The following is a 26,681-nucleotide window of genomic DNA, read 5'->3' on the forward strand; positions in this document are numbered from 1 at the left end:
GCCCCAGTTCCTGTGGTAGGATACGGTGCGTTGTTCTCGGCACGCAGAAGGCTGGCGGCCGTCCCCATCAGCAGCGGAGAGAGCCCAGATTTGTACCTGAAGTCGCTTACTTTGAAGGGGTTCAAGTCCTTCGCCGACCGTAGCCGTCTGAGCCTGGAGCCCGGCGTCACCGTCGTGGTCGGCCCGAACGGCTCGGGCAAGTCGAACATCTCGGACTCGATCCTCTGGGTGCTCGGCGAACAGTCCGCCAAGGCGCTGCGCGGCAACTCGATGGAGGACGTGGTCTTCGCGGGTTCCTCGGCACGTCAGGCCGTGGGTATCGCCGAGGTCGATCTGGTCCTCGACAATCGCGATGGCACGCTCCCGCTGGAGTTCGCCGAGGTCATGATCACCCGCCGGATGTTCCGCAACGGGGAGAGCGAGTACCTCATCAACCAGTCGCCGTGCCGCCTCTTGGACGTGCAGGAACTGCTGCACGACACGGGACTCGGACGCGACACCCACTCGATCATCAGCCAGGGCCGTCTCGATGAGATCCTGAGCTCCAAGCCGGAGGACCGTCGAGCGCTCATCGAAGAGGCCGCAGGCGTTCTCAAGCACAAGAAGCGCAAGGACCGGGCGGTGCGCAAGCTTGCCGCCATGGACGTGCATCTCGACCGCATCAGGGACGTACTGATCGAGATCGACCGTCAGTTGAGGCCCCTTCAGCGCCAGGCGGACAAGGCCCAGGAGTACCGAGGCATCGAAGCCGAGCTTCGCGACCTCGAGGTCGCGCTCGCCGTCGGTGACCTCCGGACGCTCCAGGAGTCGTGGGATGGCGTCGAGAAGCGCGAGCGTGAGCAGGACGCGGAAGTGGAGCTCGCACGGTACCGTCTGGCCGAGGCCGAACGGGAGCTCTCGAAGTTCCAGTCCCTCCTCGAAGAGAAGGGGCTGTTCGTCGGCGACCTCTCGGAGCAGCGGCGACGCTTGCAGTCGGTCCTCGAGCGCACCAACTCGGGACTCCTCCTGCTTGAGGAGAAGGGCAAGAACCTCGTCGAGCGTCTCTCGGAGATGCGTCAGAAGATGCATCAGAGCGAGACCCGACTTGCGGGCCGTTCGCGCGAGTTCGAGGAGATCGCCGAGGAGCGTGCGGTCACCGAAGCGAAGATCCAGGCGCTGTACAACCAGCTCGGCGAGCTCAGGCGCGAGTCCGAGACGGTCAAGAAAGAGCGCCTGGCTGCCGACGAGGCGCTCTCGATGGTGATGATGGAAGCGCGCAAGGCCCGAAAGGACGTCGATGACGCCCGGTCCGAGCTTGCCGATATCCAGCAGGCAATGTCCGGATTCGCGATCGAGAGCGACATGCTCTCGGAGCGCGCCAAGACGGTTCGCGACCAGCGCACCGCGCTCATGCAGACGCTGTCGGCGAGGCGTACTCGCCTCGATCAGCTCGCCGCGAAGCTCGAGCACAGTCGCAAGGAATCGGTCCTGGCTGCCTCGGACGTGGACAAGCGCGTCCGCCTGGTGGAGGGGCGTCGTGCGACGCTCGACAAGGTCCGCGAAGAGCATAGCGAGGTCCGCGCCGAGGTCCGCGCACTCGAGGAGGTCGATCGCGCGTTCGAGGCCGCATCGCCCGCACTCGCGTGGCTGCTCGCGAGGGACCACGAGGTACCGGGGGTCATCGGACCGGTGACCGACCACATCACGGTGCCGGAGGAGTACGAGCGTGTCGTCGAGCGGGTGCTTGGGGCGGATGTCTTCTGCGTCCTGCTGAGGAGCGCGAGCGACGTCGCTCCCACGGTGGCGGTGCTCGAGGAGTACGGCGCCTCGGACTTCTCGCTGGTTCCCGTGGACACCGCGCAGGTGCCCGTTCTGCCCGAGGACGGTCCGGGTGTCCGGCTCGTGGATGTTCTCGGTTGTTCGGACGATGTCTGGAACGCGCTCAACGCGCTCATTGGCGACGTCCGCGTTGTTGAGACGCTCGAGGAGGCTCTCGCGGCCGATGCAGGCCCCTGGCGTCTGGCCACCCGCTCAGGACATACGGTGTGGCCTTCCGGCCGGGTACGCGTGGGACCGAACCTCGACGACGACACCGGCGTCCTTGCGCGCCGACGGGCGCTGGTGGATTTCAAGGACCGCATGGCGGCCCTCGACACCGAGGTCGGTGCCGCCGAGGCACTGTCCGTGGAGGCCACGGAAGCACTGGCAGCAGCGCAGCAGGATGCGCTCGAGATCGAGCAGCGTATCGCCACGCTCGGTGGGGAAGAGGCGTCGCTCAGAGAGGACGCCGGGCGCATCGAGCAGTCGGTGACCGACGCCGACACCGAGGCTGCGGGCATCGAGCTCAGGCTGCGCCAGATCGAGGAGAAGACCGCGAAGGGCAGCCCCCAGCAGCGCGGACTCGCGGAGCGGATCGAGCAGGGGCTTGTGCGCATCGAAGAGCTTGAGGACGCGGCCATCGCGCGCCGCGAGGAACGGGACATGCGCTTCCGCGAGGAGTCGGAAGTGGCCTCCCGGCTCTCGGCATGCCAGGTCGAGATCGCGGCGGTCTCCGAGCGTGAGATCCACCTGAAGCGGCGCTTCGCCTCGCTCACCTCAGAGACGAGCGAGCTGCAGCACACCGTCGCACAGTCCACCATCACGACCGAATCACTTGAGATTCTGATACTTCGTGTCCAGCCGCTGCACGACGTGTATGCGGAGCTTCTCGAGCGCGCCGAGCATTGGGCCGAGCGCCTGAGGGACCGTGCGCGGTTCGAGCAGGCGGACTCGGAGTCGCTGCGTCAGACCATCCATGGCGGCCAGGACGGCGTGCGCGCCGCTCAGGCGGCGGTCGAGGCGGCGAGCGGGTCCATGGGCGACGTCCGTGTCGAGAAGGCCGCACTCGAGGTCCAGGTGACCGCAGCCGTGAAGCGCATCGTCGAGGATCTGGGCGTGCCGATCGAGCGTGCGCTCGAGGTGCCGCAGGTGGAGGACCGCGCCGAGGCCGCCGATCGTGCGCATCGACTTCGGAAGAGGATCGCTAACCTCGGTCCTGTCAATCCGATAGCGGTCGAGGAGTTCCAGGGTCTGCGCGACCGTCGCGACTTCATGCAAAGCCAGCTCGACGATCTGCTCTCCAGCCGCAAGGCGCTGCAGAAGGTCATCACCGCGATCGACCGCAAGGTACGCGATCGCTTCCTTGAGACGTTCGAACTCGTGAACAACCACTTCCAGGACGTCTTCGCCGTACTGTTCCCGGGCGGTCATGCGTCACTCACGATGACCGAGCCCGATAACCCGGAGGAGACCGGCGTCGAAGTCGTCGCGCAGCCTCGCGGCAAGCGCCTGCAGAAGATGACGCTGCTTTCAGGCGGCGAGAAGTCGCTGACGGCCCTCGCGCTCCTGTTCGCGGTCTACCGCACCCGACCGTGCCCGTTCTACATCCTCGACGAGGTGGAGGCGGCGCTCGACGACACGAACCTCCGCAGGTTCATCGCCTTCGTTGACAGCCTGCGCACGCACACGCAGTTCGTGGTCGTCACGCACCAGCGACGCACCATGGAGATGGCCGACGTGCTCTACGGGGTCTCGATGCAGGCCGACGGCGTCAGCAAGGTCGTGAGCCAGAAGCTCGAGCGGGTCGTGAGTGGGGCAAGCGCATCGTGACCGAACCGTGGTACAGGCGCATCGGTGAGGGTCTGGCGAAGACCAGAGGTGAACTTCAGGGCCATCTGAATGTGCTGCTCCGCCGCGGCCCGGATCTCGACGCCGCCTTCTGGGAAGAACTCGAGGACGCTCTGCTTCAGGCGGACATGGGCATCGCTGCGACCACCGAGATGGTTGAGCGGCTGCGCGATCTGGCCGCGCGTGAGGCGCTTCCCGATGCGTCGGCGGTGATCGCGCGCCTTGCCGAGGAGGTCGCTGCCGAGGTCACGGTGCCCGGCGAAGACCCGTTCGCCATCCCCGAAGCGACAATCCTCGTGGTGGGCGTCAACGGCACCGGCAAGACCACGAGCGTGGGCAAGCTCGCGAAGGGCCTGGCCGAGTCGGGGAGGCGGGTCGTCATCGGCTCGGGCGACACGTTCCGTGCCGCCGCCATCGAGCAGCTGCGCATTTGGGCCGAGCGGGCGAACGTGCCGGTGGTCGAGCGGCCGCACGGGTCGGACCCGGCGGCGGTCGTGTTCGACACCATCGCGGAAGGGCGCCAGCGGCAGGCCGACATGATACTCATCGATACCGCTGGCCGCCTGCATACCTCGGCGGACCTGATGGCCGAGCTGGTGAAGGTCAAGCGCGTCGCCGAGCGTGAGAGCCCGTTCCCGGTGCGCACTGTGCTCGTCATGGATGCCACAACGGGACAGAACGGCCTGATCCAGGCGCGCGAGTTCGATCGGGCGCTGTCGCTCGACGCCATCGTCCTCACCAAGCTCGATGGGACGGCGAAAGGCGGCATCGTGGTGGCCGTCGCCCGGGAACTCGGGCTCCCCGTGGTCCGCATCGGCGTCGGAGAGGGCCCTGACGATCTGGAACCGTTCGATCCGAGTGTGTTCGCCGACGCCCTCGTCGGCACGGTCGGTTAGAGTCCCGTGGAGCCGCCTCGCCTCATCGCGTGGCGTTCGTCCGATCGCCACTTCCTGCTGCCCGTGGCGATCCTCGTTGCCGTGCTCGCTGCACTCGTGACGCTCCTGTACGTGGTTCACGACGTCCGCAAGATCGACGGTCCTTCCATGGAGCCGACGTTTCTGCAGGCAGACCGGATCTTGGTGACGCGCGGCTACGACGTCCCTGAGGTCGGCGACATCGTGTCGTTCACCACGGTGGATCGCAATGGCACGCCGGTCCGGCTGATCAAGCGAGTCATCGCGCTTCCCGGGGATCAGGTTGAGATCATCGGCGACTCGGCGTACGTGAACGGCGAGTTGTCGGTGGCTGCGCCGCGCGCCTTCGTGGGCACTGCAGCGTACAGGCTGGGGCCGATGACCGTGCCCGATGGCAACGTCTACGTACTCGGCGACAACAGGCCGGTCTCGCTGGACAGTCGCTATCTGGGCTTCATTCCGGTGTCGTCGATCGCGGGCGAGGCCGTTGCGGTGATCTTCCCGCCCGGGCGTATGGGTGGGATTGACGAGTGACGTGCGCCATACGTAGGGTGTAGCCCTGTCCTGACCCGGGAGGCCCCGTGTTCGAGAACCTGAGCGACCGTCTCCAGGCGGTCTTCTCCAAACTGACCGGTCGCGGAGTCCTGTCCGAGGCCGATGTGGACGCCGCGATGCGCGAAGTGCGCATGGCGCTCCTCGAAGCGGACGTGAACTTCAAGACGGTCAAGGAGTTCGTGGCCCGCGTGCGCGAACGCTCGGTCGGCCAGGACGTGATGAGGAGTCTCACGCCGGGTCAGATGGTGGTGAAGATCGTCCTCGAGGAGCTCACCGCGCTGATGGGAGGCTCCGAGTCGAGGCTCGTCTTCTCGGGCAGGATCCCGTCCGTGGTCATGCTCGTGGGACTGCAGGGCTCAGGCAAGACCACCGCTTCGGCGAAGCTGGCGAATCTCCTCCGAAAGCAGGGGAAGAGCCCGCTGCTCGTCGCGTGCGACGTCTATCGCCCCGCCGCCATCGATCAGCTCGAGGCCCTCGGCCGTCAGCTCGAGATCCCCGTGTATCGTGGCGAGGGCACAAATGCGGTTGCTATCGCCGAGGCCGGCATCCGGGAAGCGATCGCGCAGATGCGCGATCTGGTCATCATCGACACGGCGGGCCGTCTGCACATCGATGAGGAGATGATGGCCGAAGCCGCGGCGATCAAGGCGGCAACCAGGCCCGACCAGGTGCTCATGGTCATCGATGCGATGACGGGACAGGATGCGGTCACCGCTGCAAGCGCGTTCGCCGAGCGCGTGGACTTCGACGGCGTCATCGTCACCAAGCTCGATGGTGACGCCCGCGGCGGCGCGGCCCTCTCTGTGCGTGCCGTTACCGGGCGTCCCATCAAGTTCGCGGGAGTCGGGGAGAAGCTCGATGCGCTCGAGCCGTTCCATCCCGAGCGGATGGCCAAGCGGATCCTGGGGATGGGCGATGTGGTCACGCTCATCGAGAAGGCGCAGGACGCGTTTGACACCGACGCAACTGCGGACATGGAGGAGCGCCTGCGGAGCGGGGTGTTCACCCTCGATGATTTCCTGGCGCAGCTGCAGCAGGTGCGCAAGATGGGATCGCTCTCGGACATCCTGAAGATGATCCCCGGCGCCAACAAGCTCCCCAAGGACGCCGAGATCGATGAGGGCGCCCTCGGCCGGACCGAGGCGATCATCCAGTCGATGACGCTGGCCGAACGCGCGAAGCCGTCCGTCATCAACGGCGCCCGGCGGGAACGCATCGCCGCAGGGGCGGGCGTGCGGGTCTTCGATGTGAACCAGGTACTCAAGCAGTTCGCCCAGACGCAGAAGATGATCCGCCAGATGCAGACCATGGAGCGTCAGGGCAAGCGTGGGAGGAAACGCCGTGGCTTTGGGATGCCCGGTATGCCCGGCTCGATGTAGTATTCGCGGGACGCCCGGCCGCTTTTGACCCCCGGGTACTTCTCTCGTATCATTAGTCGCTGCTTTTGCTCAGGAGTGGCCCGACCGGGCCACCTACACGGAGGTGAACGTTTTGGCAGTCAAGATCCGCCTTGCACGTGCAGGCGCGAAGAAGGCCCCGTTCTACCGCGTCGTCGCCGCTGATTCGCGTGCGCCGCGTGACGGCCGGTTCATCGAGATCCTCGGCCGCTACAACCCGCGGACCGATCCCTCGACGATCGAGCTGAACGTGGAGAAGATCGACGCATGGATCGCCAAGGGCGCTCAGCCGAGCGAGACCGTCGCACGGCTGCTCGCTATCGCCAAGAACCCGGAGGCGGCGGCTCCCACGAAGGAGTCCGCTCTCTCGAAGAAGGCCCAGGCGAAGGCCGAGGCTGAGGCGAAGGCCGCTGCCCAGGCGCCTGTTGCCGCAGAGGCGCCTGCCGAGGTCGTTGTCGAGGATGTCACCGAGCCCGAGGCCGTGGTTGAGGAAGTCGCGGAGCCCGAGGCAGCCGAAGCGGTTGAAGAGGCATCCGAGGAAGCGACCGAAGAGGCGGCTGAGTAGCCGTGTCTGGCGCAGCGGACGTCGACTCCCTGGTCGAGTATGTGATCACGTCGCTCGTGGAGCACCCCGAGGACGTCAAGATCGACAAGCGCGTCGCGGGGGAGGCCACCACGTACGACGTGACGGTCCACCCGGACGACACCGGGAAGGTGATTGGCCGGCAGGGTCGTGTCATCAAGGCGATCCGCGTGCTCGTTAGGGCCGCAGCTTCGGTCGACGGTGCCGACGCCACGGTCGAAGTCGTCGGCTGAGCGCATGCCCGTGCCGTATCGACGGCTGGGTCGTGTCGTGAAGGCTCACGGTACTGACGGTGAGGTCTCGGTCGTTGTGGCCGGGGGCCTCACCGCTTTGCGTCCGGGTACGGACGTGTGGATCGTCCCGCCCCCCGAGACCGGGGCGCATGTGCGACAGATCGCAGGCGTACGAACGGGCCCGAAGGGGCCGCTGGTGCGACTCTCCGACATCGATTCGGCAGCGAAAGCCCACGAGATCGTGGGGAGATGGCTGCTCGGGCGCGGCGAGGAGCCGGAGGCGACGGACGTGAGCGATGTGCTCCTCGGCATGCGGGTGCACGATCGGGCGCGCGGGGACATCGGAGTGGTCACCGACGTGATCGTAACCGGAGCCAACGACGTCCTCGTGGTCGATGAGGGGTCCTTCGGCCAGGTTCTCGTGCCGGTCATCGACGATGTGATACTCGGTATCGATGAGACGTCACGCGTTATCGACGTCGCATTGCTCGATGGGCTGATCGACGAGGACGACCGATGAGAATAGACATCATCACGATCCTGCCCGAGGTCTTCGGTCCGGTGCTGGATGCGTCGATCGTGGGCCGGGCGCGTGCGTGCGGTGCGCTCGACGTGAGCGTGCACGACCTGCGCGATTGGACGACAGACCGGCACAGAACGACCGACGATTCCCCCTTCGGTGGCGGTCCGGGCATGGTCATGAAGCCCGAACCGGTGTTCCGCGCTCTCGACGACGTGCTCAAAGAATCCGAGGAGCGCCCGATCGTGATCGTCCTGTCGCCGCAGGGAGAACCGCTCCACCAGGGACTCGTGAGAGAGCTTGCGACCCGCCCGTGGCTGGTTCTCATCTGCGGCCGGTATGAGGGATTCGACGAGCGCATCCTCGGCAGGGCAGACATGGAACTCTCCCTCGGCGACTACGTTCTCACCGGCGGCGAGCTTCCGGCGCTGGTGCTCACCGACTCGGTCGCCCGACTTCAGCCCGGCGTGCTGGGAGACGACCAGTCTGCACTCGACGAGTCGTTCAGCGAAGGCCTCTTGGAGTATCCTCAGTACACGCGTCCGGCCTCCTTCGAGGGGCTGGACGTTCCGGATGTGCTCCTGAGCGGAGACCACCGGCGCATCGCCGAATGGCGGCGGCGCGAATCGGTGAGACGCACCGCAGAGCGGCGCCCGGACCTGATAGAGAGCGCGGACCTCTCCGACGATGAGCGAGCGTTCGCACAAGAGATCAACGACGAGACAGAGTAGGGACAACGTGACCGACGAACGCGAGTACGACGCGAAGCTCGAGGACGATGACGTCTACGACGACGACTATGACGAGGACGACGAGGACAAGCCGGTCTCGTTCGCGCGCTGGCTGGGCGAGCTCGTCCTCATGGTGGCGCTGGCATTCCTGCTGGCGACCGGCATCCGCACATTCGTCATCCAGCCATACGTCGTACCGACGGGCTCGATGATCCCGACGATCGAACTGCAAGACCGCGTGATCGCGAACAAGTTCGTCTACCGCTTCTCGGAGCCGGAGCCGGGCGACGTCGTGGTGCTCGACGACCCCACCGGCAACGTGACGACGCTTATCAAGCGGGTGATCGCTACCGAGGGCCAGACGGTCGACTTCGTGGAGGGCCTCGTCGTCGTCGACGGCGTGGTGCTGGACGAGCCATACACTCACGGACTCCCGACGGAGCCCATGTCTCAGCAGATGCCGTTGACCGTGCCGGAGAACAGCGTGTGGCTCATGGGCGACAACCGTACGAACAGCGCCGATTCCCGGGTGTTCGGCGCCGTGGACCTTTCGCAGATCAAAGGCAAGGCGATCTTCTGTTACTGGCCAGTGGACCGCATGGGGTCGCTGTAGGAGTCGTTGCGTGGCTGCTGGGCGCTGGGCTATACTGTCGGCTCGTGCCTCGAGCAGCCTCCGCAGATCATCATGAGAAGAACAGGAACGTGTAATGGATAAGGTCCGCGCGATCGAGCAGCAGCAGCTGCGTGAAGATATCCCGGCGTTCGGCGTCGGCGATACGGTCAAGGTCATGTACAAAGTCGTCGAGGGCAGCCGCGAGCGCGTCCAGCCGTTCCAGGGCATCGTGATCCGTCGCCACGGCGCGGGTAATCGCGAGACGTTCACGGTCCGCAAGATCTCGTTCGCGGTCGGCGTGGAGAGGACCTTCCCGGTCCACTCACCGAAGATCGTGAACCTTGAGGTCGTCTCGCGCGGCAAGGTTCGCCGCGCGAAGCTCTACTACCTCAGGGACAAGGTCGGCAAGGCCGCCCGCGTGAAAGAGCTGCGGTAGTCTTCAGTAGATCGGCTTCTTCGTATGCCCCGGGACTCGTCCCGGGGCATACGTGTCTTCGGGGCGGTACACTGCACGCATGGAGCACCAGTCCGTCGTCACGATCAGAGCGCGCCTGTCGGCATGTCCGGCGGATGAACTCACCGTCGTCATCGCCGAGTTTCGCGACGACGCGCGTGCGGGCGTACGCGACGCCCTAGCGAGCGCGGAGAAACGCATGGCACGTTGGGATGCGGAGCGACGCCGTCTCGAGGCGCTTGCACGCGCCGAGCTGCAGCTTCTGGACAGTGGCGTCCTTGTCGTCGCGGGAGTCGACGAGGTCGGGCGCGGCGCACTCGCCGGTCCGGTGTCTGCCGGCGCATGCGTCCTGCCGAGGGACCTTTGGCTCGAAGGCCTCGATGATTCGAAGCGTCTGTCCCGCATCGCGCGGGAGCGGCTCTTTGCTGAGATCGAGCGGACCGCGATCGCGGTGGCCGTAGGTCACGCCGAGGCGGCCGAGATCGATGCGGTCGGCATCGCGGAGGCGACCGTGGTGGCGATGCGACGCGCTCTCGCGGCGCTGGGCCTGGAGATCGGGCACGTGCTTGTGGACGGAAGATCGGTGGCGCTCGGTGTGCCATGCACGGCCATCGTTCGCGGAGACTCCTCGGTACGTGCGATCGCCGCCGCGGCGATCTATGCGAAGGTCACGCGCGATGCCCTGATGCGTGAGCTCGACGCCGAGTACCCCGGGTACTGCCTTGCGGACAACAAGGGATACGGCAGCCCCGAGCATCTGGCAGCGATCGTTGCGATGGGTCCGTCGCCGGTCCATCGGCGTTCGTTCGCCCCGTGCTGCCAGCCCGGTCTCTTCTGACGTTGTACTCGCGTTAAGAGCCGGCTATACCGGCCATGCCACGCTCTCTTCCGACGAAGGGAGCGTCATGAACAGGGTGGAGACCGGTAAGAGGGGCGAGGACGCGGCAGTCGCGTATCTCGAGCGGGCGGGGTTCGAGATCGTGGACCGCAACTGGCGTGACGGCAGGGGAGAGCTCGACATCGTCGCACTTGACGGTGAGACGCTCGTCATCTGCGAGGTGAAGACCCGCTCCGGAGTCTCGCACGGGACGCCTGAAGAGGCCGTGTCGCTTGCCAAACAGCGGCGCCTGGTTCGGCTCGCTCGTTCGTACATCTCGGGAAACGGCCTGGAGCCGTGTCCGGTCCGGTTCGATGTGGTCAGCATCGACGTGCTCCGGGAGGACCGTGCACTCCTGCGGCACCACAGGGCCGCATTCGAGGCGCAGTAGCGTGCAAGCCACAATCGCGACCGCGACGCTCGTCGGAGTCGATGCGGTGCCCGTTGAAGTCCAGGCCGACGTCTCGCCGGGTCTCCCGTTGTTTGGGATCGTCGGGTTGGCAGACGCCGCCGTTCAGGAGGCGAGGGACCGGGTCCGTGCGGCGCTTCGATCCTCGGGATACGACTTCCCCAACGCCCGCGTGATCGTGAACCTTGCGCCCGCGCCTCTGCGGAAGCACGGCACGGGATTCGATCTGCCGATCGCACTCGCCGTCCTATGCGCCACGAGGCAGCTTTCGGCGGATGCGTTCCACGATGTGTCGGCCGTCGGCGAACTTGGCCTTGATGGGACGGTGCGCACCGTTCCGGGGATGCTGGCGCATGCGCTGGCCGCCTCGGAGCAGGGAAGGGACCTCCTGGGACCGGCGATGGCGAGTGGAATCGTCGGCGCGGTCCCGGAACTTCGGTACCGTCCTGTGTCGAGTATCGGTGGAGTCCGGATGGGACTACCCGCCGAACATCGGTGCCACGACGTGCCGGCGCTGGGGAGCGTCGCTCCCGCGGTGGACCTGTCGGACGTTGCGGGTCACGCCGCCGCCAAGCGGTGCCTTGAGATCGCCGCCGCGGGCGGGCACAACTTGCTCCTCGTCGGGCCGCCGGGATCGGGGAAGACGATGCTGGCCCGCGCGTTGTGCGGTCTGCTGCCCCCACTCGCTCCTACCGAGCGGCTCGAGGCCGCAGTCGTGCACTCGGTCGCCGGGAGAGACCCGATGCCGAGCCTCTCGGGCATCCGTCCGTTCCGGGCGCCACACCACTCGTGCAGCATCGCGGGCCTCGTCGGCGGAGGAACGCCCCCGCTGCCGGGGGAGGTCTCTCTGGCGCATACCGGAGTCCTGTTTCTCGACGAGCTCCCCGAGTTCGGGCCTGCGGCTCTGCAAGCACTACGTCAGCCGATAGAGGAGGGCGCCGTGACCCTGGTGCGAGCTAACGGTGCCATCAGGTATCCCGCGCGCGTCACGCTGGTGGCAGCCATGAACCCATGCCCCTGCGGGTACGCGGGAGATCCCGAGCGTCAGTGCACCTGCACTCCCGCTGCGGTCGATCGTTACGGGAATCGTGTCGGCGGTCCGCTGTACGACCGGATGGACATGTCGATCAGGGTCGATCGCGTGGATCCCGCCCTTCTGATCGGGCGTGGCGAAGTCAGTGAGCGAACGGACACGGCTCGGACTCGTGTGCGGAATGCGCGAACGTACGCACTTGAGCGGCCATCAAGGGACCTTCGTAGGAGCCTTGATGGTGAAGCTCGCCGGCTGCTTGAGACAGCGGCACGACAGACGCACCTCTCGGGCAGGGCGGTCACGCGCCTGATGCGCGTCGCACGTACGATCGCGGACTTGTCCGAGGAACCGACGATCACCGAGGCGCACGTCAGCGAAGCCCTCGGCTATCGAGCATGGGAGTACCGATGAGCGGTGAACGTTTCGTGTTGACGCTGGGAAGTCCGGAGTATCCCGAACAACTGGCGGAAACACCCGACCCGCCGAGGATGCTCTACGGGATCGGCGATCCGGGCGCGCTCGTCCCCGGTCTGGCAGTCGTAGGGGCACGGAGGGCCACCCCGTACGGCCTCCGGGCGACCCGTCTCCTCGCAGGCTGGGCGGCCTCCAAGGGGGTCACGGTGATCTCGGGCGCGGCGATCGGGTGCGACTCCGAGGCCCACCGGGCGGCGCTCGATGCTCCGGGCGCGACGGTGGCAGTCCTCGGGTGTGGTCCGGACGTGGACTACCCGCGCAGGTCGGCTGCGCTGCTCGAGACCGTTCGTGCTCGATTTGCCGTCGTTTCGGAGTGTCCGTTCGGGCAGCAGCCGCTCCGGTTCGCCTTTGCACGTCGGAATCGCATCATCGCGGGGCTGGCCTCGGCCGTGCTCGTTGTGGAGGCCGGTCTTCCCAGCGGGACCTTCAGCACCGCCGACGCGGCTTTGGAAGCAGGCCGCGACGTGATGGCGGTTCCGGGTTCGATCTTCTCTCCCGAGTCGCGAGGGTCGAACAGGCTGATCAGGCAGGGCGCTGCTGTCGTGAACGATGTAGCGGACTTGGCCAGCAGTCTCGGGCTGCAGGGCGTCGGTGCCCCGGTCGGAACACAGGAGGGTGACGCCGTGGTGCGGGCGCTTCGAGCGGACCCGATGCGACCGGATGATCTTGCACGGGCGCTTGGCATCGACATCGTGGCGGCAGCCAGGACGCTCGGATCCCTTGAGGCGCACGGACTGATCGCGCGCTATCCGGACGGACGATACGGGGTGAGGTGAGCGTGGCCCGTCCAGAGCCGTGCCGTACAATGGCCGGGATGCAGGACGGGAAGGTGCGGATGGACACGGTAACCATAATCGGTGCGGGCCTGGCCGGCTCCGAGGCTGCGTGGCAGCTGGCAGTCCGTGGCGTTGCGGTGGAACTCGTGGAGATGCGTCCCGAGCGGATGACCCCCGCACACGAGACCGGGGGGTTCGCAGAGCTCGTTTGCTCGAACTCGCTGAAGAGCGACGATCCCTCCACGGCCGCAGGGCTTCTCAAGCGCGAGTTGGAGGCGCTCGGATCGCTGGTGCTCGCCGCCGCGCGTGCGACCGCCGTTCCCGCGGGCGCTGCGCTCGCCGTCGACCGGATTCGCTTCTCTGAGCTGATCACCAAGATCGTCGGGACTCATCCTCTGGTGACGGTCACCCATCATGAAGCCGATTCCATACCGGACGGAGACGTGATCGTGGCGACCGGTCCGCTCACGAGTGCAGCGCTCGAACCCGCACTCTCGGAGCTCATCGGTGAGTCCCGCCTGGCATTCTTCGATGCCGCCGCGCCGATCGTGGACGCGGAGACGATCGACCAAAGCCGCGTGTTCGCCGCGTCGCGGTGGGAGAAGGGCGGGGGACAGGACTACCTGAATTGCGCGCTCACTCGCGACGAGTACGCCCGCCTCATCTCAGAACTGGTGTCGGCGGACAGGGCCCCACTGCACGCGTTCGAGCGCTCCCAGCTCTTCCAGGCGTGCCAACCCGTTGAGGAGATAGCCCGAACGGGTGTGGACGCTCTGCGCTTCGGGGCGCTAAAGCCGGTGGGCCTGGTCGATCCGGCGACGGGGGAGCGTCCGTACGCCGTGGTCCAGCTCCGTCCCGAGAACCGGGACGCTCTGGCGTACAACCTCGTCGGCTTCCAGACGAATCTCACGTTTCCCGAACAGCGCCGGGTGTTCAGACTCATCCCGGGTCTGGCCGAGGCGGAGTTCTTGCGCTACGGAGTCATGCACCGCAACACCTATATCGACGCGCCACGGCTGCTCACCAACGGACTCGCGCTGCGCGAAGTGCCCCGCGTGCGCATTGCGGGCCAGCTCTCGGGAACTGAGGGATACCTCGAGGCCGCTGCGAGCGGTTTGGTAGCTGCGCTCGACGTCTGGTCGTCCCGCACGGGCGCCACAGGATTGGGCCTGCCTCCCACGACCGCACTTGGTGCCCTCGTGCGCTACGCGACCGACCCGGCGACCGACCCTTACCAGCCGATGCACGTGAACTTCGGGCTCGTACCGCCGCTGTCGCAGCCAGTACGAGGCAAGCGCGCCCGGTACGCCGCGTACGCCGAGCGCGCGGCGCGCGACCTGGCCGATACGCTGGCCGACCGTGGTGACCTGCTCATACAGTCACCGACAGGTGCCCTCGTTGATGCATCCCCTGGACGTGCCCGATGAACGAACGCGTCTCACCCGAAACCCTGGTCGATGAGTACCTGACCCATCTTCGGGTCGAGCGTAACCTCTCCCCGAACACGCTCAAGGCGTACGCCGAAGACCTCTCCTCGTTCCTCTCGTGGGCCGACAGGGAGGTTGTCCACCCGCTTGACGTGGATCACCGGCGTCTTCGTCGATACCTCGCCGAGCTGGATCGTGCCAAGTACGCGAAGCGTACGATCGCCAGACGGCTCGCGGCTGTCCGCTCCTTCTACCGGTATCTGGTCATGCGCGGCTATGCATCCGGAAGTCCGGCGGCCGTTCTTTCGACTCCGCGGCTGCCGCGTGAGCTGCCGTCCATCGCTCCCGTGCAGTTGCTGAACGACCTCCTCGACACGCCGGACCCCGCCACACCCCTCGGGCTTCGAGACCGGGCCATTCTTGAACTGCTGTATGCCACGGGAGTCCGCGTTTCGGAGCTGAGCGGGCTCGACCTCGGCGATGTCGATCTCACCGGGGGCACGATCCGCGTTATGGGCAAGGGTTCCCGCGAGCGCGACGTGCCGATGCACCCGGCTGCCGTCCGGCGCCTGCGAGAGTACCTCTCGGGAGGACGCACCGCACTCCAGGGATCAAGCTCGGGAAGTGCATTCTTTCTGAACCGGCTGGGGACCCGACTCACCTCCGGCGGAGTGCGCAGGATGCTCGAGCGGCACCTCACGACGATCGGTGCGGCCGCGCAAATCACCCCCCATGACCTGCGCCACTCGTTCGCGACTCACCTGCTGGAGGGTGGCGCGGATTTGCGCACGGTGCAGGAGTTGCTCGGCCACGTTGCGCTCTCAACCACCCAAATCTATACTCACCTGAGTACGAAACACCTGCGTGATGTACACAAAGGGGCGCATCCTCGGGCCTGATGGAGGGCCACACCGAATGAGATCCGACTCCAGGACGGACCTTGCTGCCGCGTGGGCAGCGTTCAAGCACGATGGAGACCCTGAAGCCCGGGAGAACCTCATACTCACATACTCACCCCTGGTGAAGTACGTGGCAGGCCGTCTTTCGTCAAGTCTCCCGCAGACGGTCGACACCTCGGACCTCATCTCATACGGGGTGTTCGGGCTGATCGACGCGATCGAGAAGTTTGACACCGACCGTGGGATCAAGTTCGAGACCTACGCGATCGCCCGCATCAAGGGCGCCATCATCGACGAACTTCGTGCCATGGACTGGGTCCCGCGTTCGGTGCGTGCACGCGCGAGGGAGTTCGAGGCGGCGTACGTGGCTCTCGAGAATCGTATGAAGCGCGTGCCGGACGACGCCGAGGTCGCAGCCGAGATGGGCGTATCACCCCGGGAGTTGCAGGCCATCCTGGCCAAGCTGAGCTACGCGTCGGTCATCTCGTTCGAGGAGATGTGGTCAGGCGGCGCTGAGCGCGATGAGCATCAGGATCCGCTCGGTGCGATCGCCGACGAGCGGGCCGAGGATCCGGTCGACGTGTTCGAGAGCGCCGAGGTCAAGGAGATCCTCTCGGGCGCGATCGAGCGGCTTCCCGAGCGGGAGAAGACGGTTGTGGCGTTGTACTACTACGAGGGCCTCACGCTCAAGGAGATCGGCACCGTGCTCGGCGTCACTGAATCACGAGTGAGCCAGCTACACACTAAGGCCGTTCTCCGACTTCGGGCACGTCTTCATGCCGCTCAAGGGTTCGTACCTGCAACATAGGGGCACTCACAACACATAGAGCCCGTTCACGAAGGGGGAACCGTGACAGCGAAACGCATCCTCGTGGTGGAGGATACCGAGCTGCTGAGGCGCATGTATCGGGACCGTCTCATCCAGGACGGCTACGAGGTGCTCGATGCGGCTGACGGGCTGGCGGCGCTGAGCATCCTTCGCGATGAGCACTTCGATCTGATCCTTCTTGACCTGATCATGCCGCGAATGGGTGGGATACAGGTCCTCGAGGCCGTGAAGCAGGACCCGCGCACGCAGTCGATTCCCGTGGTGGTCCTCACGAACCTCGGCGAAGAGTCGACCATCGAGCACGCCGTCTCGCTCGGCGCAGTCGACTACCTCATCAAGAACGAGACCCGGCCGGCTGACGTTGCCGCGAAGGTGAAGCTGGTCCTGGATGCGTATGCGGTGGCCGAGGGGACGTCGGATGCGTTCATCATCTATCCCGATACGACGCGGGGAGATGTCGACGGGATCGTTGAGCACGCGCAGCTGAAGCGCCGGCTGTGGTGTCCCGCCTGCGAGAACGAGCTCGCGCTCGAACTCGTGCCCGATCCCAAGCGAGCTGGATGGTACTCGGCCCGGTTCATCTGTCCTTCCTGTGGACGCACGTACTCCGGTTCGTGATGACGACCCGCTCGGTCAGGTGAACCACACCGCAAGCCAGGATCCTCCGGCGACCGCCTCTGTGGTCCGAGACCAGGGTCTGGATGCAGTTCGAGGTCTCGGGATCCTCCTTGTCGTGATCGGGCATGCGCTGATCAGGGCGCTTGATCCCGCGCTGCCCGGCACGACCTCGGCTGTCATGCTCGCGGGTATCGGGTGGGTGAGGATGACGCCCGGGATCGATGCGGCGCTGACCGCCATCTACTCGTTCCACATGCCGCTGCTCGCGTTCGTCTCAGGTCTGGCGTTGTCGCGCTCGTCCGTCGGCTATGGACGCAGCTTCCTCGGTCGCAGGGCGGCGGGTCTCCTCGTGCCCTACTTCGCCTGGCTGGGCGTCGCATGGCTGGTGGTGGGCGACGGTACGCTGGCCGGACTCCTTCGCTTCTTCGGAAGCGCCGCCATCGATCCTCAGTCGTCCGGTGCGCTGTGGTTTCTGTATGCGTTGTTCGCAAGCTCGATCGTTCTGGCCGTCGTGATGGCATTGGGCGGCTCGGACCGTGCGCTGGTGGCGAGCGCCGTGCTTGTCGGACTGGGTGGCATGCTGCCGCTCGGTGCGTACAGCAACATGCTGGGCTTGAGCGACGTTGCATGGCTGTACCCGTTCGTTGCCGCCGGAGTCCTCGTTGCGCGTCACCGAACCTCGCTTGAACGATCCCGCCTGATCGTCCCGCTCGCACTCGTGCTGTGGGTGGCGTCGTTGCCGCTCGTATGGCCTGTTGTCGTCCCCGGTCCGCGGTGGTGGTTTCCCGCTGTCACGGCCGCTCTTGCGCCCCTCGGCACCTCGGTCGCCCCGCTTGTCGCAAAGGCCCTCTGGGCACTCGTGCGGGTCGCCGGAGCGCTTGCCGGGACGTACGTCGCATTCTCGCTGGGGACACGTGCGTGCGGCGCGCTCCTGACCGGATGGGCATGGCTCGGAAGGCGCACGCTCGGCGTGTACGCGACCCACAGCCTCATCCTGCTTGCGCTCGTTCCGCTCGTGGCCCCGCTCGCCATCGCGGCACGCCTGGTCGCGCTCACCATCCTGGCCCTCGCGGCGGCTCTCGCCATCACCCTGCTGCTCGAGCGTTGGGTCGTCACGCGAAGGGTGTTCCTGGGCAGCCGGGCGTAGCTGTGGTATCCTCACTCCCGCTCTTATCACACACGCCCGTGGATTCCGCGCGAGGTGCCGAACCCTTCGAGGTCGGTCGCTGTCGGGAGTAGAAGCGGGCGGAGGAAAGAACCGAAAAGGGAGGCACCACCATGTCCGTTTCCATGAAGGCCCTGCTCGAAGCTGGTGTGCACTTCGGCCACCAGACCCGTCGCTGGAACCCGAAGATGAAGCCGTACATCTTCACCGAGCGTAACGGCATCTACATCCTCAACCTCCAGCGCACGCTCCGCGAGATCGACACCACGTACAAGTTCGTCCGTGACATCACGGCGCGTGGCGGGTCCGTTCTGCTTGTCGGCACCAAGAAGCAGGCGCAGGACCCCATCCGTAAGGAAGCCGAGCGCTCCGGCCAGCCGTACGTGAACCAGCGCTGGCTCGGCGGCATGCTGACGAACTACGTGACGATCCGTGGCCGCATCAAGCGCATGATCGAGCTCGAGACCATGGAAGAGACCGGCGCCATGGCGCTGCTCCCCAAGAAAGAAGCCATCCTGCTCCGCCGTGAGCTTGAGAAGCTCCACCGTGATCTCACGGGCATCCGCGAGATGTCGGACCTGCCCAGGGCGGTCTTCGTCGTCGACACCAAGCGCGAGGCGATCGCAGTCAAGGAGGCGCGCCGACTCGGCATCCCGCTGATCGGCCTTGTGGATACCAACGCCGATCCCGACGAGGTCGATTACGTGATCCCGGGCAATGACGACGCCATCCGTTCGGTGGCGCTGATCTGCAAGGTGATCGCCGACGCCGCGCTCGACGGCCGTCGCGCCGCCGGGCTCTCGACGCCCGAACAGGACGCCGAAGCCGAGGTTCAGGTCGCAGCGCCCGCCGAAGAGGCGGCTCCTGCGGCTGAAGAAGCAGCTCCCGTGGCCGAAGAAGCAGCACCCGTTGCCGAGGCACCGGCCGAACCCGCTCCTGTTGTTGAGGAGCCCGCGGTTGAAGCCGAGCCCGCGGTTGAAGCTGAGCCGGCGGTCGAGGCCGAGGTTGCTGCAGATCCTGAGGCGGCACCTGCAGCCGAGTAGGCCGCGCGCGTACTGATACATGACTCCGGCGGTTCGTGACGCCGGTCGAGGAGGACCGATGGAGATCACTGCTGCAATGGTAAAGGAGCTTCGGGAGACGACCGGAGCCGGAATGATGGACTGCAAGAAGGCGCTCACCGAGGCCGATGGCGACATGACTGCTGCCATTGACGTGCTGCGCACCAAGGGACTCGCCGACCTGGCGAAGAAGGCCGGCCGCGCGACCAACGAGGGTGTCATCGGCGGCGGCGTGAATGCTGACGCCAGCGTGGGCACGCTTCTCGAGATCAACTGCGAGACCGACTTCGTCGCGCGCAACGCCGCGTTCAAGTCGTTCGTCGGCGAGATCGCCGATCAGATCGTGGCTACCGCACCGGCATCCGTCGAAGCCCTCATGGCCCAGACCTACGGGCCACGGCCCGAGATCACGGTCGAGCAGCGCCTCGGCGAGGCAGTGAGCAAGCTCGGCGAGAACATGGGCGTCACCCGTTTCGAGCGCTACGAGGTCAGCGGCGATGCAGGGTGCATCGCTGTCTACCTCCACGGCGTCGGCAACATCGGCGTCATGGTCGAGGTGACCTCCACGTCTCCCGACGTTGCGCGCGGCGAGATCGCGGCATCGTTCGCCAAGGACGTGGCGATGCAGATTGCTGCCACCTCGCCGATCTCCGTGCGCCGCGAGGAGGTCTCGGCCGACGTGGTCTCCCACGAGATGACGATCTACAAGGCCCAGGCCGCCGAGACCGGCAAGCCGGAGCCGATTCAGCAGAAGATCGCCGAGGGTCGCCTCGACAAGTTCTACAAGGAGTTCTGCTTGCTCGAGCAGAACTTCGTGAAGAACCCCGATCAGACGGTGAAGCAGTACGGCGAGCAGGCCTCCAAGGAGGCCGGCGGACCGCTCGAGGTTGTGCGCTTCTCGCGCATGGTTCTCGGCGAGACCGGCACGGAGCCCAAGGCTTCCCCCAGCTGCTAGTGTTGTCCGAATGACAACGGGGCGGTGCGATGCACCGCCCCGTTGGTCTATCATCGCTTAGGGCTGCTCTGGCCTGAGCTTCGCGTCGTAACGATGAGGGAGGACCCGTGACGGCATACCGGTACAAGCGCGTCTTGCTGAAGCTTTCCGGCGAGGCCCTCATGGGAGACGCAGGCTACGGTATCGACCCGCAGATCCTCGATTCCATCGCGCGGCAGATCAAAGACGTTGCGCGTGACGGGGTGGAGATCGCCATCGTGGTCGGTGGCGGGAACATCTTTCGCGGGCTCGCCGCGTCCGCACGAGGCATGGACCGCGCGCAGGCCGACTACATCGGCATGCTTGCCACCGTCATGAACGCGCTCGCGCTCCAGGACGCGATGGAGGCGCAGGGCGTCTTCACGCGGGTCATGTCGGCCATCGAGATGAAGGACGTGGCCGAGCCGTACATCCGGCGCCGTGCCATCCGTCACATGGAGAAGGGCCGCACCGTCATCTTCGCTGCCGGCACCGGCAACCCGTACTTCACGACGGACACCACCGCCGCGCTGCGGGCGCTCGAGATCCACGCTGAGTGCATCATGAAGGCCACCAAGGTCGACGGCGTATACGACGATGACCCTGTGAAGGTCCCGGGCGCGAAGAAGTTCGACGAACTGGCGTATATCGAGGTTTTGAACCTCGGCCTGAAGGTGATGGACAACACCGCCATCAGCCTGGCCATGGACAACAACCTGCCGATCATCGTGTTCAACATGGAGCGGGAAGGCAACATCGCGGCCGCACTTCGCGGCGAACCGGTGGGGACCATCGTTCGAGGAGGCGTGTGATGACGACGAACAGCGTGAAAGAAGCCGCAGACCGCATGGACAAGGCGCTCGTTGCGCTCGGTCACGAGTTCGGAGGCGTCCGCACGGGTCGCGCATCCGGCTCGATCCTCGAGAAGATCAGCGTGGAGTACTACGGTTCGCCCACACCGCTCAACCAGATCGCATCGGTGAGCGCTCCCGAACCCCAGCTCGTCATTGTGAGCCCGTACGACAAGTCGGCGCTCAACGCGATCGAGAAGGCCATCCGCTCGGCGGACCTCGGACTGAACCCATCGAACGACGGCGTCGTCATCCGAGTGCCGTTCCCGCCGCTTACCGAGGAGCGTCGCAAGGAGCTCGTCAAGCTCTGCAAGCACTACGCAGAAGAGGCGCGGGTGGGCGTGCGAAACATCCGCAGGGACGCGAACGATCACTTCAAGCGCCAGGAGAAGGACCACGAGATCTCCCAGGACGACCTCCGTCGCCTTGAGACCGAGACGCAGAAGGCCACTGACGCCCGAATCGCTGAGATCGACGAGATGCTCAAGCGAAAAGAAGCGGAGATCATGGAGGTCTGAGACAGCGATGTCCCCGACACGAGCATCGCTCGAGGCCGCCTTCACCACACGTACCGACCGCGAGCTGCTCGGTAAGCTCGACATCGACTCCGTCCCGCGCCACGTGGCCATCATCATGGACGGGAACGGCCGGTGGGCGTCCAAGAGGGGAGTGCCGCGGATCCTCGGGCATCGCGCGGGAGCCAAGGCGATCCGCGAATCGATCGCGGCATGCATCGAACTCGGCATCGAGTACCTCACCATCTACTCCTTCTCGAGCGAGAACTGGCGCCGCTCCGCCGAGGAAGTCAGCGGCTTGATGGGACTGTTCGTCGAGGTCCTGGAGTCGGAGATCGGCAACCTCATGGAGCAGGGCGTCCGCGTTCGCGTGATCGGCAGCGAGGAGGGCATGCCCGAGGCCACGATGGAGGCCTTCCGCCGCACCGAGCGACGTACCGCCGACAACGCAACGCTCACGCTGCTTGTGGCGCTCAATTACGGTGGGCGTATGGAGATCACCGAGGCGGTACGCGCCATCGCCGAGGAGGCTGTGCGCGGGGAGCTGGACCCATCGACCATCGACGAGGACACGATCGACGCCCACCTGTACACCACGGGGATTCCGGATCCCGACCTTATCGTCCGAACGAGTGGTGAGATGCGTATCTCGAACTTCCTACTGTGGCAGCTTGCATACTCGGAGATCTGGGTGACGGCAACGTTGTGGCCCGACTTCAAGCGAGGCGATCTGCTGCGTGCGGTCATCGACTTCCAGAAGCGCTCGCGTCGGTTCGGCGGCCGATGATGTCCTCACGTCTCGCCGATTTCAGTGTCCGCGTCGGCACTGCGTTTCTGCTCGGGGCCGTCGTCTTGGTCGCGGTCTTCTGGGGCGGGGTCGTCGGCCTCGCTGCGGTCGTGGCCATCGTGGCGGCGCTCGCGACCACCGAGTTCTACGCGATGGTCCGCCGGGAACGGCGCCTGCCGAGCGAGCTCATCGGCCTCACAGCGGTCGTCGCGATGCCGTTTGCAGCGGCCGGGTTCGGGGTGCTCGGACTCACCGCCGTGGTCGGCATGCTCGTCATCAGCGCGTTCTTCTGGCACGTCATGATCCGCCAGATCCACCTCACCGAGACGGGCGTCACCCTCTTCGGCGCCGTGTATGTGGGCTTCACGCTCGCGCACGTCGTGCTCGTCCGGGAGTACGACAGTGGCATGTGGCTGACGTTCATCATGTTCGCCAGCGTCTGGGCGAACGACTCGTTCGCGTACTTGGCGGGGTCCGCCATCGGCCGCCACAAGATCGCCCCGCGCATCTCGCCCAAGAAGTCCTGGGAGGGCGTCGTGGCGGGTACCCTGGGGACCACCGGCGTCTGGCTCGCCGCCAGCGCCCTGCCCGGTGTGGATCTTTCGTTCGGATGGAGGCTCGCTATCGGTCTGGCTGCGTCGATCGCGGCTGTGATCGGCGATCTGTCCGAGTCGAGGATCAAGCGGGAGGTCGGCGTGAAGGACTCCGGCAATCTGCTGCCCGGCCACGGCGGGTTCCTCGATCGCTTCGACAGCTTCATCATGGTCGCCATCGTGACGCACTACATGCTGTTTGCGGCGGGTGTCCGATGACCCGTCTTCGTGTCGCCATACTCGGCTCAACCGGGTCGATCGGTCGCCAGGCGCTCGATGTGGCCGCGCGATATCCCGACCGCATCGAGATCGTTGCGCTCACCGCACATTCGAGCATCACGGCACTCCTCGAGGCTGCGCAGCGCTTCGGCGTGACACGGCTTGCGCTGGGTGATGCCGAGGCAGCCGAGACAGCGACCCGCGAGTTCGGTGCGCCTGTGGGCGGCGGGCCCGAGGCCATCGAGTCCATCGCCGGTGAGGGCGCCGCCGACGTCGTCTTGAACGCGCTTGTGGGGGCCGCCGGACTCCGCGCTTCGATCGCCGCCCTGAAGTCGGGCGCGAGACTCGCACTCGCCAACAAGGAGTCGCTCGTTGTCGGCGGCGAGCTGGTCACCGGACTCGGTCTCGACCGCATCGTGCCGGTGGACAGCGAGCACTCGGCCATCTTCCAGTGCCTCGTCGGTGAGCCTGCCGAGGCGGTCGCCCGCATCTGGCTCACGGCTTCGGGAGGTCCATTCCGCGGCGCCACGCCCGAGCAGCTCCACGCCGTCACGCTCGAGGAGGCGCTCGCGCACCCGCGCTGGACGATGGGACCGAAGATCACGATCGACTCGGCCACGCTCATGAACAAAGGCCTCGAGGTGATAGAGGCACACCACCTCTTCGGCGTGTCATACGACGACATCGCGGTCGTGGTGCATCCGCAGTCCTGCATCCACTCGATGGTCGAGTTCACCGACGGATCGGTGAAAGCGCATCTGGGCGCCACCGACATGCGGGTGCCGATCCAGTACGCCTTCAGCCACCCCGAGCGCTGGGACGCGCCGGTGCCGCCGGTGGACTTCCGGACCTTCGGCGGGCTTGACTTCGAGCCGCCTGACACGGATACCTTCCGGTGCCTCGGACTTGCTCTGAGCGCCGGTCGCGAGGGCGGGACGATGCCCGCAGTCCTCAACGCAGCCAACGAGATCGCGGTCGCAGCGTTCCTGGACGGGCGTGCTGCCTTTGATGACATCCCGCGGGTGGTCGAGCAGGTCATGACGGCACACGTGACGGGGCCGGTCGACTCGCTCGAGGCCGTGGAGGCCGCAGACGCATGGGCGCGCAGGGCGGCGAGCCAGCTCCTTAGGTGAGTATGGCGCGCGGCTTGCTCGCCAGTGTGGGTACGTTCATCTCCGGACAGGAGTTCAGATGCCGGCGTCGCTTGGAGCACTAGAAACCGCCCTCTGGGGCATTGCCACGTTCTCCATACTCGTGGTTCTGCACGAGATGGGGCACTTCCTCGCCGCGCGTGCGTTCGGCGTGAAAGTCCACGAGTTCATGGTCGGTCTTCCCGGACCGTCGCTTCGGCTGCACACCAAGAACATGGACTGGGGCGTCACCGCAGTGCCGCTCGGCGGATACGTGCGCATCGCGGGCATGGAACCAGGTGCCGAGGACGAGTTCCTCGGCGAGGCGCTCGTTGCTGTCAGAGACCGCGGGCCGCTCGACGCTACAGCGCTTGCTGCCGACATCGGCGTCTCCCAAGTGCGTGCGGAGGCGATACTCGTCACGCTTGCCGACTGGAAGGCGGTCTCTGCCGGCGACGACGATCGCTACACGCTCACCGTTGACGGCGACATCCACTGGCTCGATGCGACGGGCCTCGCGGCTCAGGCGCGCAAGGTGACCTACCGCGGCCAGTCCACACCCAAGCGCATCGCGATCCTTGCTATGGGCGTCATCACGAACCTTCTCGTGGCCATCCTCACCTTCACGATCGTGCTGTCGGTGTGGGGCTACTACGACCAGACCACGCGGATCGATTCGATCGGGGAGGGCACCCCGGCCGAGGCGGCGGGCCTCCGTGTGGGAGACACGCTTGTGGCGCTTGAGGGAGACCCCGTCGAGCGCTGGGACGAGTTCCAGCTTGCGATGAACGCCACCGCCGCGGGCGACACGGTCACCGTGACCGTCATGCGTGCTGGAGCTGAGCAGGACTTCCCGGTCACGCTGGCCGAGCGCGATGGTCACGGCTTCCTGGGAGTGGGCCCGACGAGCGTGCCCGTGAGGCCGAGCGTCCTGGAGAGCCTCGGCGAGAGCTTCCGCTACGTAGGCCTCGTCTTCCAGACGATCGCGCGGCTGTTCGACCCCTCCACCTTCCAGGGGACCGTGAAGTCGTTCACCGGCGTGGTGGGCGTGTCGGTCCTGGCACAGGAGGCAGCGGCTGCCGGGGCGCTGTCGTATGCAGGTCTCATCGCGATGCTGTCGCTCTCGCTCGGCGTGATGAACATCCTGCCGATCCCACCGCTAGATGGCGGCAAGATCGTCCTCGAGATCGTGGAGCGGCTCATGGGTCGCCCGCTCTCCCGGGCGGTCACGCTCGGGTTCAGCTCTGTGGGTGCGGTGCTACTCTTCTCGCTTATCGGGTACGTGATGTACCTGGATATCCTGCGCTACGCAGTCTGAAGGGGGTAGGCGCGTGATCACACGCAGGCCATCGAAAGTGGTCTCCGTCGGGGGAGTCGCGCTGGGGGGCGACGCACCTATCGTCGTGCAGTCGATGACCAACACCGACACGCGCGATGCCGAGGCCACGCTGGCGCAGATCACCCGCCTTGCCGATGCGGGATGCGAGATCGTCCGCGTTGCGATCCCACATGCCGATGCGCTCGACGGGTTCGAGCGGGTGTGCGCATCCAGCCCGCTTCCGGTGGTAGCCGACATCCACTTCGACCATCGCCTCGCGATCGAGGCCGCCCGTCGAGGGGCAGCGAAGCTGCGCATCAACCCGGGTAACATCGGCGACATGGCGCGCGTCGACGCCGTGATCGACGCAGCAGGGGAGGCCGGGATCCCGATCCGTATCGGGGTGAATGCCGGCAGCCTCGCCGCCGAGCATCACGACCGCGACTGGCCGCTCGCGGAGAGGCTCGCGGCGAGCGTGCAGTCCTTCTGCGCACACTTCGAGGACCGCGGGTTCGCCGACATCGTCGTATCGGCAAAGGCATCCTCCGTGAGCGCCACCATCGACGCGTACCGCCTGCTCGCTTCGGCGATCGAATACCCCTTGCACATCGGCGTGACCGAGGCGGGCACCACCTTCTCGGGCACCATCAAGTCCGCAGTCGGCCTCGGCACGCTCTTGGCCGATGGAATCGGCGACACGCTGCGCGTCTCGCTCACGGCCGCACCCGAGGAGGAGATCCGCGTTGCGTGGGAGATCCTCGCCTCGCTCGACCTCCGCCGCCGCGGGCCGGAACTGATCTCGTGCCCCACATGCGGCCGCTGCGAGGTCGACCTCGTGCCCATCGCCACCGAGGTGGAACGGCGTCTTCGCGACCTGCACACGCCGGTCAAGGTGGCGGTCATGGGATGCATCGTCAACGGGCCCGGTGAGGCTCGTGAGGCCGACGTTGGTGTCGCGGCCGGCAAGGGCGTCGGTCTCGTCTTCCGCCACGGCGAGCCCGTGCGTAAGGTTCCCGAGGCCGAGATCGTGACGGCACTCTTCGAGGAGATCGCCCGCCTCGACGACTAGCCTCGCGCTCCTG

The 26,681-nt window shown here is 66.2% G+C and carries 28 protein-coding genes; all 28 read left to right on the forward strand.

The window, feature by feature from the left end:
* Window positions 1–12: 12 nt before the first annotated feature.
* The 28 genes from smc (at window position 13) to ispG (ending at window position 26,668) form a co-directional block, all read left to right on the forward strand.
* Window positions 13–3,627, forward strand: coding sequence for a chromosome segregation protein SMC (gene smc / locus Q7W51_08115; protein MDO8848331.1), 3,615 nt, complete (start codon window positions 13–15; stop codon window positions 3,625–3,627).
* A complete protein-coding gene (ftsY, locus tag Q7W51_08120; protein ID MDO8848332.1) occupies window positions 3,624–4,541 on the forward strand; it encodes a signal recognition particle-docking protein FtsY in 918 nt (305 codons plus the stop codon). Before smc ends, ftsY begins: the two co-directional genes overlap by 4 nt.
* Before the next feature lie 6 nt (window positions 4,542–4,547).
* Window positions 4,548–5,093: a signal peptidase I gene (gene lepB / locus Q7W51_08125; GenBank protein MDO8848333.1), complete on the forward strand. Its 546-nt coding sequence runs from the start codon at window positions 4,548–4,550 to the stop codon at window positions 5,091–5,093.
* Window positions 5,094–5,140: 47 nt separating this feature from the next.
* The gene (ffh, locus tag Q7W51_08130; protein MDO8848334.1) at window positions 5,141–6,493 is read left to right on the forward strand and encodes a signal recognition particle protein; all 1,353 of its coding nucleotides are present in this window, start codon (window positions 5,141–5,143) and stop codon (window positions 6,491–6,493) included.
* 112 nt (window positions 6,494–6,605) lie between these two features.
* Window positions 6,606–7,076, forward strand: coding sequence for a 30S ribosomal protein S16 (gene rpsP, locus Q7W51_08135; protein MDO8848335.1), 471 nt, complete (start codon window positions 6,606–6,608; stop codon window positions 7,074–7,076).
* Between the two features lie 2 nt (window positions 7,077–7,078).
* Window positions 7,079–7,327 (forward strand): KH domain-containing protein, encoded by a 249-nt coding sequence (locus Q7W51_08140; GenBank protein ID MDO8848336.1) that lies wholly within the window; start codon window positions 7,079–7,081, stop codon window positions 7,325–7,327.
* Window positions 7,328–7,331: 4 nt separating this feature from the next.
* Window positions 7,332–7,847 carry a 16S rRNA processing protein RimM gene (locus Q7W51_08145; protein MDO8848337.1) on the forward strand — a complete coding sequence of 172 codons (516 nt, stop codon included), beginning with the start codon at window positions 7,332–7,334 and terminating at the stop codon, window positions 7,845–7,847.
* Window positions 7,844–8,578 carry a tRNA (guanosine(37)-N1)-methyltransferase TrmD gene (gene trmD / locus Q7W51_08150; GenBank protein ID MDO8848338.1) on the forward strand — a complete coding sequence of 245 codons (735 nt, stop codon included), beginning with the start codon at window positions 7,844–7,846 and terminating at the stop codon, window positions 8,576–8,578. The genes Q7W51_08145 and trmD overlap by 4 nt, the downstream gene beginning before the upstream one ends.
* Before the next feature lie 7 nt (window positions 8,579–8,585).
* Window positions 8,586–9,191 carry a signal peptidase I gene (lepB, locus tag Q7W51_08155; GenBank protein ID MDO8848339.1) on the forward strand — a complete coding sequence of 202 codons (606 nt, stop codon included), beginning with the start codon at window positions 8,586–8,588 and terminating at the stop codon, window positions 9,189–9,191.
* 94 nt (window positions 9,192–9,285) lie between these two features.
* The gene (gene rplS, locus Q7W51_08160) at window positions 9,286–9,627 is read left to right on the forward strand and encodes a 50S ribosomal protein L19 (GenBank protein MDO8848340.1); all 342 of its coding nucleotides are present in this window, start codon (window positions 9,286–9,288) and stop codon (window positions 9,625–9,627) included.
* Window positions 9,628–9,706: 79 nt separating this feature from the next.
* The gene (locus Q7W51_08165; protein ID MDO8848341.1) at window positions 9,707–10,483 is read left to right on the forward strand and encodes a ribonuclease HII; all 777 of its coding nucleotides are present in this window, start codon (window positions 9,707–9,709) and stop codon (window positions 10,481–10,483) included.
* Window positions 10,484–10,550: 67 nt separating this feature from the next.
* Window positions 10,551–10,913 (forward strand): YraN family protein, encoded by a 363-nt coding sequence (locus tag Q7W51_08170; protein ID MDO8848342.1) that lies wholly within the window; start codon window positions 10,551–10,553, stop codon window positions 10,911–10,913.
* Window position 10,914: 1 nt separating this feature from the next.
* A complete protein-coding gene (locus Q7W51_08175; protein ID MDO8848343.1) occupies window positions 10,915–12,375 on the forward strand; it encodes a YifB family Mg chelatase-like AAA ATPase in 1,461 nt (486 codons plus the stop codon).
* Window positions 12,372–13,214 carry a DNA-processing protein DprA gene (gene dprA / locus Q7W51_08180; GenBank protein ID MDO8848344.1) on the forward strand — a complete coding sequence of 281 codons (843 nt, stop codon included), beginning with the start codon at window positions 12,372–12,374 and terminating at the stop codon, window positions 13,212–13,214. Before Q7W51_08175 ends, dprA begins: the two co-directional genes overlap by 4 nt.
* 53 nt (window positions 13,215–13,267) lie before the next feature.
* Window positions 13,268–14,641, forward strand: a complete 1,374-nt coding sequence (gene trmFO / locus Q7W51_08185) for a methylenetetrahydrofolate--tRNA-(uracil(54)-C(5))-methyltransferase (FADH(2)-oxidizing) TrmFO (protein ID MDO8848345.1) — start codon at window positions 13,268–13,270, stop codon at window positions 14,639–14,641.
* Entirely contained in the window at window positions 14,638–15,540 is a 903-nt protein-coding gene (locus Q7W51_08190) for a tyrosine recombinase (protein MDO8848346.1), read from the forward strand. The genes trmFO and Q7W51_08190 overlap by 4 nt, the downstream gene beginning before the upstream one ends.
* A 16-nt stretch (window positions 15,541–15,556) precedes the next feature.
* Window positions 15,557–16,348, forward strand: a complete 792-nt coding sequence (gene whiG / locus Q7W51_08195) for an RNA polymerase sigma factor WhiG (GenBank protein MDO8848347.1) — start codon at window positions 15,557–15,559, stop codon at window positions 16,346–16,348.
* Between the two features lie 42 nt (window positions 16,349–16,390).
* On the forward strand, window positions 16,391–16,987 hold the full coding sequence (locus Q7W51_08200; protein ID MDO8848348.1) for a response regulator: 597 nt from the start codon (window positions 16,391–16,393) through the stop codon (window positions 16,985–16,987).
* 61 nt (window positions 16,988–17,048) lie between these two features.
* Window positions 17,049–18,134 carry an acyltransferase family protein gene (locus tag Q7W51_08205; GenBank protein ID MDO8848349.1) on the forward strand — a complete coding sequence of 362 codons (1,086 nt, stop codon included), beginning with the start codon at window positions 17,049–17,051 and terminating at the stop codon, window positions 18,132–18,134.
* A gap of 131 nt (window positions 18,135–18,265) precedes the next feature.
* Window positions 18,266–19,195 (forward strand): 30S ribosomal protein S2, encoded by a 930-nt coding sequence (gene rpsB, locus Q7W51_08210; protein MDO8848350.1) that lies wholly within the window; start codon window positions 18,266–18,268, stop codon window positions 19,193–19,195.
* A 58-nt stretch (window positions 19,196–19,253) separates the two neighbouring features.
* Window positions 19,254–20,168 carry a translation elongation factor Ts gene (tsf, locus tag Q7W51_08215; GenBank protein ID MDO8848351.1) on the forward strand — a complete coding sequence of 305 codons (915 nt, stop codon included), beginning with the start codon at window positions 19,254–19,256 and terminating at the stop codon, window positions 20,166–20,168.
* A gap of 107 nt (window positions 20,169–20,275) precedes the next feature.
* The gene (pyrH, locus tag Q7W51_08220) at window positions 20,276–20,998 is read left to right on the forward strand and encodes a UMP kinase (protein ID MDO8848352.1); all 723 of its coding nucleotides are present in this window, start codon (window positions 20,276–20,278) and stop codon (window positions 20,996–20,998) included.
* Window positions 20,998–21,555 (forward strand): ribosome recycling factor, encoded by a 558-nt coding sequence (gene frr, locus Q7W51_08225; protein MDO8848353.1) that lies wholly within the window; start codon window positions 20,998–21,000, stop codon window positions 21,553–21,555. The genes pyrH and frr overlap by 1 nt, the downstream gene beginning before the upstream one ends.
* Before the next feature lie 7 nt (window positions 21,556–21,562).
* Window positions 21,563–22,339: an isoprenyl transferase gene (locus tag Q7W51_08230; protein ID MDO8848354.1), complete on the forward strand. Its 777-nt coding sequence runs from the start codon at window positions 21,563–21,565 to the stop codon at window positions 22,337–22,339.
* Complete coding sequence (locus tag Q7W51_08235; GenBank protein ID MDO8848355.1) at window positions 22,339–23,151, forward strand: phosphatidate cytidylyltransferase; 813 nt, start codon at window positions 22,339–22,341, stop codon at window positions 23,149–23,151. Before Q7W51_08230 ends, Q7W51_08235 begins: the two co-directional genes overlap by 1 nt.
* On the forward strand, window positions 23,148–24,284 hold the full coding sequence (dxr, locus tag Q7W51_08240) for a 1-deoxy-D-xylulose-5-phosphate reductoisomerase (GenBank protein MDO8848356.1): 1,137 nt from the start codon (window positions 23,148–23,150) through the stop codon (window positions 24,282–24,284). Before Q7W51_08235 ends, dxr begins: the two co-directional genes overlap by 4 nt.
* Window positions 24,285–24,342: 58 nt before the next feature.
* Complete coding sequence (locus tag Q7W51_08245) at window positions 24,343–25,599, forward strand: M50 family metallopeptidase (protein ID MDO8848357.1); 1,257 nt, start codon at window positions 24,343–24,345, stop codon at window positions 25,597–25,599.
* Window positions 25,600–25,612: 13 nt separating this feature from the next.
* Complete coding sequence (gene ispG, locus Q7W51_08250) at window positions 25,613–26,668, forward strand: flavodoxin-dependent (E)-4-hydroxy-3-methylbut-2-enyl-diphosphate synthase (GenBank protein ID MDO8848358.1); 1,056 nt, start codon at window positions 25,613–25,615, stop codon at window positions 26,666–26,668.
* Window positions 26,669–26,681 lie beyond the last annotated feature (13 nt).

The organism is Coriobacteriia bacterium, assembly GCA_030652115.1.
In the GTDB taxonomy this organism is placed as follows: Bacteria; Actinomycetota; Coriobacteriia; order Anaerosomatales; family Anaerosomataceae; genus UBA6100.

What these genes read in the sequence shown, in the direction of transcription:
- Q7W51_08145 (MDO8848337.1), top strand. Translation starts at nt 7,332, where the DNA reads ATGCCCGTGCCGTATCGACGGCTGGGTCGTGTCGTGAAGGCTCACGGT.
- trmD (MDO8848338.1), top strand. Translation starts at nt 7,844, where the DNA reads ATGAGAATAGACATCATCACGATCCTGCCCGAGGTCTTCGGTCCGGTG.
- rplS (MDO8848340.1), top strand. Translation starts at nt 9,286, where the DNA reads ATGGATAAGGTCCGCGCGATCGAGCAGCAGCAGCTGCGTGAAGATATC.
- Q7W51_08165 (MDO8848341.1), top strand. Translation starts at nt 9,707, where the DNA reads ATGGAGCACCAGTCCGTCGTCACGATCAGAGCGCGCCTGTCGGCATGT.
- Q7W51_08170 (MDO8848342.1), top strand. Translation starts at nt 10,551, where the DNA reads ATGAACAGGGTGGAGACCGGTAAGAGGGGCGAGGACGCGGCAGTCGCG.
- dprA (MDO8848344.1), top strand. Translation starts at nt 12,372, where the DNA reads ATGAGCGGTGAACGTTTCGTGTTGACGCTGGGAAGTCCGGAGTATCCC.
- Q7W51_08190 (MDO8848346.1), top strand. Translation starts at nt 14,638, where the DNA reads ATGAACGAACGCGTCTCACCCGAAACCCTGGTCGATGAGTACCTGACC.
- whiG (MDO8848347.1), top strand. Translation starts at nt 15,557, where the DNA reads ATGAGATCCGACTCCAGGACGGACCTTGCTGCCGCGTGGGCAGCGTTC.
- rpsB (MDO8848350.1), top strand. Translation starts at nt 18,266, where the DNA reads ATGTCCGTTTCCATGAAGGCCCTGCTCGAAGCTGGTGTGCACTTCGGC.
- tsf (MDO8848351.1), top strand. Translation starts at nt 19,254, where the DNA reads ATGGAGATCACTGCTGCAATGGTAAAGGAGCTTCGGGAGACGACCGGA.
- frr (MDO8848353.1), top strand. Translation starts at nt 20,998, where the DNA reads ATGACGACGAACAGCGTGAAAGAAGCCGCAGACCGCATGGACAAGGCG.
- Q7W51_08230 (MDO8848354.1), top strand. Translation starts at nt 21,563, where the DNA reads ATGTCCCCGACACGAGCATCGCTCGAGGCCGCCTTCACCACACGTACC.
- Q7W51_08235 (MDO8848355.1), top strand. Translation starts at nt 22,339, where the DNA reads ATGTCCTCACGTCTCGCCGATTTCAGTGTCCGCGTCGGCACTGCGTTT.
- dxr (MDO8848356.1), top strand. Translation starts at nt 23,148, where the DNA reads ATGACCCGTCTTCGTGTCGCCATACTCGGCTCAACCGGGTCGATCGGT.
- Q7W51_08245 (MDO8848357.1), top strand. Translation starts at nt 24,343, where the DNA reads ATGCCGGCGTCGCTTGGAGCACTAGAAACCGCCCTCTGGGGCATTGCC.